General features: G+C 73.1%; 7 protein-coding genes. 5 read left to right on the top strand and 2 right to left on the bottom strand.

Annotation, left to right across the window (positions count from 1 at the left end; genetic code table 11):
- The first annotated feature begins 94 nt into the window (after positions 1 to 94).
- Positions 95 to 1,150 (top strand): DUF5926 family protein, encoded by a 1,056-nt coding sequence (locus CM1CMNOD_RS00440; RefSeq protein ID WP_013871718.1) that lies wholly within the window; start codon positions 95 to 97, stop codon positions 1,148 to 1,150.
- Between the two features lie 176 nt (positions 1,151 to 1,326).
- Entirely contained in the window at positions 1,327 to 2,532 is a 1,206-nt protein-coding gene (locus CM1CMNOD_RS00435) for a geranylgeranyl reductase family protein (protein WP_043604332.1), read from the top strand.
- Between the two features lie 88 nt (positions 2,533 to 2,620).
- On the opposite strand, the gene CM1CMNOD_RS00430 is transcribed toward CM1CMNOD_RS00435, so the two are convergent.
- On the bottom strand, positions 2,621 to 4,558 hold the full coding sequence (locus CM1CMNOD_RS00430) for an AAA family ATPase (RefSeq protein WP_050803265.1): 1,938 nt from the start codon (positions 4,556 to 4,558) through the stop codon (positions 2,621 to 2,623).
- On the opposite strand from CM1CMNOD_RS00430, the gene CM1CMNOD_RS22665 reads away from it, so the two are divergent.
- Both CM1CMNOD_RS22665 and CM1CMNOD_RS22660 read left to right on the top strand, forming a co-directional pair.
- Entirely contained in the window at positions 4,536 to 5,024 is a 489-nt protein-coding gene (locus CM1CMNOD_RS22665) for a hypothetical protein (RefSeq protein ID WP_043602689.1), read from the top strand. The genes CM1CMNOD_RS00430 and CM1CMNOD_RS22665 overlap by 23 nt on opposite strands.
- A 21-nt stretch (positions 5,025 to 5,045) precedes the next feature.
- A complete protein-coding gene (locus tag CM1CMNOD_RS22660) occupies positions 5,046 to 5,336 on the top strand; it encodes a hypothetical protein (RefSeq protein WP_043602687.1) in 291 nt (96 codons plus the stop codon).
- Positions 5,337 to 5,551: 215 nt separating this feature from the next.
- On the opposite strand, the gene larC is transcribed toward CM1CMNOD_RS22660, so the two are convergent.
- Positions 5,552 to 7,357, bottom strand: a complete 1,806-nt coding sequence (gene larC, locus CM1CMNOD_RS00425; RefSeq protein ID WP_013871715.1) for a nickel pincer cofactor biosynthesis protein LarC — start codon at positions 7,355 to 7,357, stop codon at positions 5,552 to 5,554.
- A 348-nt stretch (positions 7,358 to 7,705) separates the two neighbouring features.
- Here larC and CM1CMNOD_RS00420 point away from each other — a divergent pair, with 348 nt between their 5' ends.
- Positions 7,706 to 7,891 (top strand): DUF2795 domain-containing protein, encoded by a 186-nt coding sequence (locus CM1CMNOD_RS00420; RefSeq protein WP_013871714.1) that lies wholly within the window; start codon positions 7,706 to 7,708, stop codon positions 7,889 to 7,891.
- Positions 7,892 to 8,090 lie beyond the last annotated feature (199 nt).

The following is an 8,090-nucleotide window of genomic DNA, read 5'->3' as shown; positions in this document are numbered from 1 at the left end:
GTTTACTAGCCTTGGCCCGTACCCGCCGTCAGGGCGCCGTCCCGCCGAACCCGAGGAGTACGCGATCGCCCGCCGACAGACCGTCCGTGTCCCTGTGCCGTCGTCCGCCGCGTCCGGTGCCGCCACCATCGGCCTGCCCGCCGGTGGCGCGGCGTTCGGAACCGGTGCGGGATCGGCCGCCGCCCGGCCGGAGCCGGGGGAGTTCCCGGCCGTTGGGCCGCGGTCCCCGTGCCCGTGCGGGTCGGGGCGCCGCTACAAGGCGTGCCATGGCGTGCGGCGGCGGCCCGCACCCGTTCTGCGGCCCTTCGCCGGCCGGGTCGACGAGCCGGATCTGGTGGCTCTGCGTGAGCTGGTGCCCAGCGCGACCGCCCCGCTGACGCTGGCCGCCGGTCACCTTCAGGAGCACCCTGAGCACGCCGGCCGTTCCATCGTGCTCGGCACGATGCTGCCGCAGGCCGTGCCCGCGCTTGTCCGGGACAATGGTGAGATCCTGCTGGCGATGCAGACCGGTATCGCCAGCGACGACGCGGGCGCGGACATCGCCCGCGCGTTGCTCGAAGCTCTTGACGCCGATCTCGGCACGCCCGTCATCCCGCGACCCGCCGCGGCGGGAAGTGCGCGTGGGGACGGCAGCCGGGCCGCTCCGACCCTGGCGGATCTGCTGGATCCCGCGCCGTTGGACATCACCGTCCACTCCGGGTTCACCTGGTGGCTCCCGCCGTCGGAGGACGGTGGCAGCCCGGATCCGCAGGTCGTGGCCCTGCTGGAGCGGGCGAACGCGGCCGTGGTCCCGACGGCCCGACTGACCTCGGTGGACGCGGCGTACTGGTGCCGTCCGGGGGAGCGGGCACATCTGCGCTGGGTCCAGCCGTACGACGAGGAGCCACTGCTGGACGCCCTCACCCGGCTCGCGGCGGCCAACAGTCTTACCGTGGGCGATGAATCCCGTTTTGTCGGTTCGCTCCGGGTGGACGGCCTGGTCGTTCCGGTATGGGATCTGGCGCCGGACGCTGACGCGGCGAGCTGCGAGGAAGCTGCCGCGACGCTGCGTGACCAACTGGAAAACGCGATTGCCGACCGCACCCCGCTCACCCCGGCGGAACGCCGGGTACGCGCCGGTGTGGTCGGCCGGACCCTCACCCTGCGCTGATGCCGCCCGGCCCGCCCGACGACCTGCCCGGAGCGCCAGGCGCCTCCGGCGCGCCCGGCTCGTCCGACCCACCTGGCCGGCCGGTGGCTGATGGGACCCGGCCGCCAGCGCCACGGGACGATCATGGTCGCACCGCCACCGCCACCGCCACCGATCGGTTGGAGCCGGCCGGTGGCATGTTCGACGTGGTCGTCGTCGGCGCCGGTCCGGCGGGGGCCAGCGCAGCCCGCGCGGCGGCCCGGGCCGGCGCCACCGTGTGCCTGCTCGAACGCGCCGAGTTGCCCAGGTACAAGACCTGCGGCGGCGGCCTGGTCGGCCTGTCGGTCGATCATGCCGGTGTCGATCCGTCGCGGCTGACCCGCGCGAGTGTCGACCAGCTCACGATCGCCCTCGACGGTCGGCTGACGCGCACCCGCCGGCGGCCGAGCCGGCCGATGCTGTCCATGGTGATGCGCGCGGAGTTCGACCAGGCGCTGGTCGAGTCGGCCCGCGCCGCCGGGGCGGTCATCCGGACCGGCACCCACGTCACGGGAATACGTGAACACGACGCCGGCGCCGGCCGTGACATCGCGACCGGCCGCGTCGCGGATGGTCACATCACGGACAGTCATGCCCTAGGCGATCATGTGGTGGTAGCGGTGCGCGGTGGCCCGGACGTCGTCGCGCGGGTCGTTGTCGGCGCTGATGGCACGTCCGGGCGGGTCGGTGCCTACGTCGGGGTCCGCCTCGACCAGGTCGACGTCGGCCTGGAGGGCGAGTTCCCGGTCGACGCCGCCATGGCGCGTCGCTGGGCCGGCCGGATGCTGATCGACCTGGGCCCGGTGCCCGGCTCGTACGCCTGGCTGTTCCCGAAGGGCGAGATCCTCACCGTCGGTGTGATCGGCTCACGGGACGACGGCGGCGCCCTGCGCTCCTACTACGCCGACATGGTGCGCAGGCTCGGCCTGGACGGCGTGACGCCGCTGCACGACTCCGGGCATCTCACGCGGGTGCGGGCCGCGGGCTCGCCGCTGCGCCGCGGCCGAGTGCTGGTCGCAGGGGACGCGGCCGGCCTGCTCGACCCGTGGACGCGGGAGGGGATCTCCTTCGCGCTGCGTTCGGGACGGCTGGCCGGGGAGGCGGCCGCGCGGGTCGCCGCCGGCGAGCCGCGTGCGCTGGACGACTACCCCCGCCAGGTGGAGGCGGTCCTCGGCCCCGAGATGGACGCCGGTCGTGAGGTGCAGGCGGTCTTCGTCCGCCATCCCGGCCTGCTGTACACGTTCCTGGCCGCCGTCCCGGGTGGCTTCGGCCTGTTCGGACGGATCGTGGCTGGCCAGACCACGGTGGCCAACCAGTTGCGCCGGCCCGGTGTCCGCACGCTGACGGCGGCCATCACCCGTTGAGCGCACCGGACACACTCGGGCAGGCCGCGGCCTGCCGGAAGCGTGCGGGCTGGCCGCCATCCGGCCGGCGCCGCGGGCTGGCCGGTCCCTACCGGATCTGCTGCCGGACCTCCTCGACCGGTTCCAGCGGTCGGGCGGGAATCCTGGCAGCAACGGGAGTCCCGGAAGCCTGGCCGGGCGGTTTTTGGCTTTCCAGTCCGAACCGTTCGGCGACCGCGCCGGCGATTTCCAGAAAAGCCTTCCTGGTCGCTTTCCGCATCTCCTCCAGGATGATGTTCCCGCCGACCGCCAGGTGCGGGTCGTAAGGTACCCGGACGACCCGGCGGGTACGGGCGGCGAAATGCTGTTCGAGCGCGTCCAGATCGACCGACTCCCGATTCACCGGGAAGGTCGAGATGACCATCACCGCGTTCTTCACCTGCGCGGTGTACCCGTGCGCGTCCAACCAGTCCAGGGTGGCGCTGGCGGAGGAACCGCCGTCCGCGCTGGAACTGCTCACGATCACCAGCGTGTCGGCGAGTTCCAGGATGGCGGGCATGGCGCTGTGCAGCATTCCGGTGCCACAGTCGGTCAGCAGGATCGAGTGGTAGCGTTCCAGAATGCCGTCGACGGCGATGTAGTCGGTGTCCGTGAACGCCTGGGACAGCTCCGGGGCGTTGGCGGAGGCGAGTACCTCCAACCGGCTGGCGGCCTGCGACAGATATCTGCGCACGTCCACGTAACGGCTCACCGAGTCGGCATTGTCGAGCAGGTCCCGGACGGTGTTCTCGGATGTCCGCGGTACCTTGGCCCCGAGCGTCCCGCGGTCGGGATTCGCGTCGATCGCCACGATCCGGTCTCCGCGCAGGCTGGCCAGGGTCGAGCCCAGCCCCACCGTGGTGGTCGTCTTGCCGACGCCGCCCTTCAGGGACATGACCGCGATCCGGTGGCAGTCGTTCAGGGGCGCGCCGATGTGCTCGACCAGCAGGCGGTGGCGGGCCTCGTCGGCGGAGGGCCCGGGGTTGATCTTTCCGCCGGAGACCCTGAAGAGAACTCTGCGCCAGCCCCGGGTGGGGACAGCCGGCCGGGCCGGCAGCAGCGCACTGGTCATGAGCCGGCCGGACGTACCGTCGTCCGTTGCCGGCCGTTTCGGTTCTCCGGGATTTCCGGGATTTCCGGTGGCGGTCGGACCGAACTCCGGACCCGGTGCGCGTGAATCGCTGTCGGGGCTCTCTCGGTTGTCCCGCTCCGCGGGGACTCCGGTCACCTGGAAGTCGTTGTCGGGCGGCCGCTGGCTGTTTCTCCCCGCGGGGTCGCCAGCAACGTGAAAATTGTTGTCGGATGGCCGTCGGCTGTTCTGCTGGCCGCTGGCCGCCGGCCGGGGGCTGGGCGGCGGCGCCGGATACTCGGTGCTCGGATAAGGACTGTCGGGGTACGGGAAAGCCGTTCCGGCCGGACCGGGGAACGGTAGGCCGGGCTCGGGCTGGTGCCCGCCGCGCGGGCGCTCGTCGTCCGGGAACAGCGGATCCCCACCGGGCGCTGTCGGGAACGGCGCGGTGGACGGCCCCGACGGCGGTTCGGCTGCTGGCGGCGGTGGCGCTACGGCTGCTGGCGGCGGTGGCGCTACGGCCGCCGGGTGCTGCGTGGACGCCGGCGTGTGCGGCGGCTGGTCCCGGTCCTGCTGCCCTCGTCCCCAGGGCCCCTGTTCCTGCCCTCGTTGGTCCTGCTCCGGGTGGTTCTGGCCGGGGAGCGGGGCGGCATGGTTGTGACCGACGTCCGGTGGCTCGGGAGGGCGCCGGGCCTCCCCGGGACGTTCCTCGTGCCGGAAGGGGACAGCGCGCGTGCGACGGTCGCCGGACGGGGGCGGCACGCTGGTGAAGGTGTCCTGGTCGAACAGCGGATCGTAGGTCGGTGGTTCGGACCAGGGCCGGCCGTTCGCGACCGGTGCGTTCGAGGCTGCCGCGGTCGGCGCCGGTGCGTTCGGGACCGGCGGGGTGCCGGCGCCGGCAGCACCCGTACCGGTGATGTCCTGCGTCAGCCCGCTCACGGACACGCCGGGTGCGCTCGACGGCGGTAGGCCCGAGGGCGGCAGGGACACCGTGGACGCGGACGGTGCTGTGGACACGGACGGCGTGGACGGTGTGGACAGCGACCGTGCGGATATCGGGGACGGTGTGGACGGGGCGGGCGGCGTGGACGCGGAGATGGGGGATGCCGGCGGCGCCGGCCGCGGACCGCCGCCGACCTGTGGCCCCCACGGGTCGACCAGCGGATTGGTGGACGGCCGGGACCACGAGCCGGCAGCGTCCCCACCGGCATCCCGGGGCCCGGTGCCGCCGACCACGGGTCTGTCAGCCGGGGGCCTGCCCGCCGTGCCGCCGCCGGCCGCGCTCGGGCCCGCAGCGACGTCGTCCGTCGCGGTGTACCTGTCCACCACGGCGAAACCGCCGGGTACACCGTCCGACGCCGGTCTGCTCGGGCCGGGAGAGCGCCAGGACGAGGACGACCGGTAGGCCACCTCCGGCCACGCGCTGGTGAGCGGGTCGAAACCGCGTTCGCCGCCAGGCGGCGCGACGGGCGGCGGCGTCGCCCGGGACGGTGACGGTGGCGGTGGTACCGGCGGCGGCCCGGCCGGCCCGGTGCCGGGGGAGCCGTTCACACCGGTGCGCGGCGGCGTGCGGCCGTTCATCAACTGCGGATCCCCGGTAGTGCCGGCCCATCGCCCGGGCTCCTGCCGTGGCTGCACGGTGTACGAGGTCTCCCTGGTGTATGAGGTCCCGTTCGAGGGCTCGTTGCCCGACTCGACCGGATCCGGCGGAGGGTAGGAGCGGGACGATGACGGTGACATCGACTGTCACTCCCCCTACAATCGGTTCGCGTCCACGGTGCACTGCGTCCAAATCCCACTACATTGACATATCGGCCGGTTCGGCTGACCGATCGGGTCGCGGGTACCTCCGGACGCCGGCGGCACGCCCGGTGGCAGCCCGTCCGGTCGATCTCCTATCGTCCACGCCGGTCGATGTCCGCTGGACGCGGCTCAGGATGGCATGCCGGTCTGCGTGCTGTCGTCACCGGCGCCGGTGTCGTCCGCTATGCCGGTTTTACCCGTTCTGTAGGTATTGCTCATGATGTGGACGTTGCTCGTGGTGTGGGCGTTGTCCGTGGTGGCGGTGTCATCCCTGAGGTCGGTCCCACTGCCGCCGTCACGGCCGGCTGTGGGAAGGGGCGCTCCGTCGGTGTTCAGCGCGGCCGCAGCCGCCGTCGCCAGGACCCGGCGGGCCGGCTGCCCCAGCCGGATGGCGGCCCGCCGCACGTCGTCCCATTCGGGCTGGGCGGTGACGGCCCGGCCGCCGGCAAGCATGCCGATCTTCACGGCGATGGTTTCGCCGCCCACGTCCACGGTGCGGAAGGCCCGGTCCAGGGCCCGCTTGCGCACCGTTGTCTCGCGCAGACCGAGGGTGGGGGTGTGCAGGAAGACCAGCCGCCGGACAGCGTCCGCGTGCGGGGCCCGGACGAGCACCGACAGGGTGTGCGCCGGACGGCCCTTCTTCATCAGTATCGGCGTCAGCCAGACGTCACGGGCGCCCGCCGCCAGGAGCGCGGCCATGATCTCCGGCCAGGCGCGTGGGTCGAGATCGTCGACGTTGGTCTCGATGAGCAGTTCGTCGACCGCGCCGGGAACGCCCGCGCCGGGAGCCTCCAGCGTGGCGGCATCCGGGACGGGAGCGTCCACCGCGGCATCCGGCGCGAAGCTGTCCGGCGCCTGGGAGGCGTGGGGGGGCCGGGGTGCGCGGGCAAGAGAAGCGTGGGGAAGGGACGCGCGGCCGCCGGCCGCCGGCACCGAGATCAGCGGGCCTGGGCGCGGGGCACACCCCACGACCAGTCGGACGATGTTGGGCCGGCCCGGGATGTCGCGTCGGCCGGCGCCGACCCCGATCGCGCGCACCCGCATCGCAGGGAGCGGGCCGGACGCGTCCGCATGGGCGGCCACGAGCGCCGCCCCGGTCGGCGTGCACAGTTCCACGTCCACCGGCCCGCCGTGGCCGGGCAGCCCGGCGGCCCGCAGCAGCTCCAGCACGGCCGGGCCGGGTACCGGCAGGACGCCGTGCTCGGTACGGGCCGATCCACCGCCGAGCGCCACCGTGGACACGACGAGCTGGTCGAGGCCGAGCGCGGCGATCCCGGCGCAGACGCCGACCACGTCGGCGAGCGCGTCGAGCGCCCCGACTTCGTGGAAGTGCACCTCGTCGGCGGGGATGCCGTGGACGGCCGCCTCGGCTTCGGCCAGCGCGGCGAAGGTGGCCAGCGCGTGTTCACGGACCGTGTCGGCCAGTGGTGCCCGGGTCAGCAGCCGGCGGACGTCCGGCCAGGTGCGGCGAGGCTGCCCGTCTCCCTGCCCGCCGGGCCGGCCGTCGCCGCCAGGGCCGTGATGATGGCGATGCCCATGATGATCTTTATGCGTGCCAGGTCCGGTGACGGGGGCGGCCGCGGTGGTCCCGTCACCCCCGTCACCGTCCCCGCTGGCGCTGGTCCCGTCGTCCCCGCCGGTTTCGGCGATATCACCATCAGTGATCACACGGACGCGAGTGGCCGCCAGTCCCGCCCTGGACGTGCCGCTGACATCCAGCCGGACGGGAAGCCCCAGCGCGTCGACGGCCTCGCCGATGACCCCGGTGGGCTGGCCCATCCCGGCGAGCGCGCCGATCAGGGCGCCGAGCAGCATGTCCCCGCTCGCCCCACTGGACAGGTCGAGCCATCCGAGCCGTACCTGCCCGGCGGCGGGATCCGGCCCGGCCGGCTGGGCGGACCGGGGGTGGGCGGACGGTGGTCTGGCGTCGGTCATCAGCAGGTCGGCCCCGAACGGCGGGTCGGGTTCGAGCGGGACGCTCGAGCCACGCGGAATGATCAGCGGACAGGACGGCGGGTGGGAGGCGAGAAGGCTGATGCAAGGAACATGATGGAACGTGAAGGATGACGCAAGAAGGATAGAGCCGTCCCGCCGGCATGCGACAACGGTGGGTCACAGCCGATAGCCGCGCTGCACCGTCACCCGGACACGCCCGCGTCCGGGGCGCGCACCCGGTGGCCCGCCTGGTGGCCCGTCCGGTACCCGACACCGGATGCGGCGCGAAACACGCGGAAATCTTCGACAGCGGGTTTTGACCGGCCGAGCGTGGTGAGGGATGACACCATGACGAACCCCATCCAGGTACAGAAGTTCCTCGGCGGTGTGGACTATCCGGCGAACCGGGAGAAGATCCTCTCCGTCGCCCGGTCACATGGCGCCGACCAACGCGTCATCCAACTGCTGGAGAAGATCCCGGACCGCGTGTACGAGGGCCCGAACGCGATTTCCAGGGAGATCGGCGCGAATTGAGCGTCGGCCGGATGGCGACGGGCTGCCGGCCAGCCGGCCGACGTCCACCGGCGAATACCGGGCCACCGGGGTGAATGCCCACGCGCCCGAAAGACCGCAAAGCCGGCGGTGAGCGCCGGCGGGTACACCGGCACGACCGAGAAGCAGACACACGGCAGACCCGTCCGGATATCGGCCGGGTAGTTTTCCGGTAACCAGT

Source organism: Protofrankia symbiont of Coriaria myrtifolia (assembly GCF_900634755.1).
In the GTDB taxonomy this organism is placed as follows: Bacteria; Actinomycetota; Actinomycetes; order Frankiales; family Frankiaceae; genus Protofrankia; species Protofrankia coriariae.
The sequence above is the reverse complement of the archived record's forward strand: the minus strand, read 5'-3'. Positions and strand labels throughout refer to the sequence as shown.

What these genes read in the sequence shown, in the direction of transcription:
- CM1CMNOD_RS00435 (WP_043604332.1), top strand. Translation starts at nt 1,327, where the DNA reads ATGTTCGACGTGGTCGTCGTCGGCGCCGGTCCGGCGGGGGCCAGCGCA.
- CM1CMNOD_RS22665 (WP_043602689.1), top strand. Translation starts at nt 4,536, where the DNA reads ATGTCCTGCGTCAGCCCGCTCACGGACACGCCGGGTGCGCTCGACGGC.
- larC (WP_013871715.1), bottom strand. Translation starts at nt 7,357, where the DNA reads ATGACCGACGCCAGACCACCGTCCGCCCACCCCCGGTCCGCCCAGCCG.
- CM1CMNOD_RS00420 (WP_013871714.1), top strand. Translation starts at nt 7,706, where the DNA reads ATGACGAACCCCATCCAGGTACAGAAGTTCCTCGGCGGTGTGGACTAT.